Here is a 1,465-nt window from a genome sequence, read left to right on the forward strand (position 1 = left end):
TCGCCCGGCGGGCCGTCAGAGTGTGAACTCGCGGTCCTCGAAGGGACCGATGACGGTGAGGGTCATCGCCTGGTCGAGCACCTCGGCGGCCACCGCGCGGATGTCGTCAAGGGTGACGGCCTCGATCCGGGCGAGCACCTCGTCAACGGACAGCAGCTGGTCATAGACCAGCTCGCTCTTACCGATCCGGCTCATCCGCGAGCCGGTGTCCTCGAGACTCAGCACCATCGAGCCCCGCGCCTGGCCCTTCCCCCGGGCCAGCTCCTCCGCGGAGATGCCGTGCTCGGCGGCCTTGACCACCTGGTCCCGGCAGATCTCGAGTACATCGTCGACCTTGCCCGGCTGGCAGCCCGCGTAGACGCCGAACGTCCCGGTGTCGGCGTACTGCGAGGTGTAGCTGTAGACCGAGTAGGCCAGGCCACGCTTCTCCCGGACCTCCTGGAACAGCCGAGAGGACATGCCGCCCCCGAGCGCGGCGTTCAGCACGCCGAGCGCGAAACGCCGTTCGTCGGTGCGGGCGAGCCCGGCACCGCCGAGGACGAGATGCGCCTGCTCGGTGTCGCGGGGGACGACCCGTACCCCGGGGGTGGTCGGCCCGCCGTTACCGCCGATCCTCGGCGGGCTCGGCACTCCGTCACCGGACAGGGTGCCGGCGAACGCGGTGGTGACCAGCCGGACCAGCTCATCGTGGTCGAGGTTGCCCGCTGCCGCGACGACGAGGTTCGGCGCCAGATAGCGCTCCTTGTAGTAGTTGGCGACCCGGTCCCGGCTCAGCGAGTTGATCGACTCGATGGTGCCGAGGATCGGCCGCCCGAGCGGCGCGTCACCGTACAGCGCGATGGCGAACTCGTCGTGGATGAGATCGCTGGGGTCGTCGTCACGCATGGCGATCTCTTCGAGGATCACCCCGCGTTCGGCCTCCACGTCGTCGGCCTCGATGAGTGAGGACGTCACCATGTCGGAGACGACGTCGACCGCCAGCGGCAGGTCGCTGTCGAGCACCCGCGCGTAATAGCAGGTGTACTCCTTGGCGGTGAAGGCGTTGAGGTCGCCGCCGACCGCGTCCAGCTCCGCCGAAATCTGCAGCGCGGACCGGCGCGGCGTGCCCTTGAACAGCAGATGCTCCAGATAGTGGCTGGAGCCCGCGTCGGCGAGCGGCTCGTCGCGTGAGCCCACACCGACCCAGATGCCGAAAGCGGCTGATCGGACGGTCGGCATGGTCTCGGTGACGATGCGCAGCCCACCGGGCAGCACCGTGCGCCGAACCACCCCGGCGCCATCGGCGCCGGGGTGGATCGTGTGCGTCGTGTCGGGCTCCTGAGCCCGAGCTGTGAGCAGGCTCACGAGTTGCGCTGGCCCCCGTCACGCGAGCCCTCGCGACCACCCCGGGTGCGCTGTCGGCGGCGCTCGCCACCGCCGCGCTCACCGCGGTCGGAAGAACCGCGGTCGGAGGAGCCGCCGTCGG

The 1,465-nt window shown here is 70.2% G+C and carries 1 protein-coding gene; it reads right to left on the bottom strand.

Features of this window, described 5'->3' with window-relative positions; all coding sequences use genetic code 11:
- Nucleotides 1-15 precede the first annotated feature (15 nt).
- On the bottom strand, nucleotides 16-1,344 hold the full coding sequence (locus tag HKK72_RS39225) for a M16 family metallopeptidase (protein ID WP_187239424.1): 1,329 nt from the start codon (nucleotides 1,342-1,344) through the stop codon (nucleotides 16-18).
- Nucleotides 1,345-1,465 lie beyond the last annotated feature (121 nt).

It is taken from the genome of Actinomadura sp. HBU206391, from assembly GCF_014323665.1.
Lineage (GTDB): Bacteria > Actinomycetota > Actinomycetes > Streptosporangiales > Streptosporangiaceae > Actinomadura_C.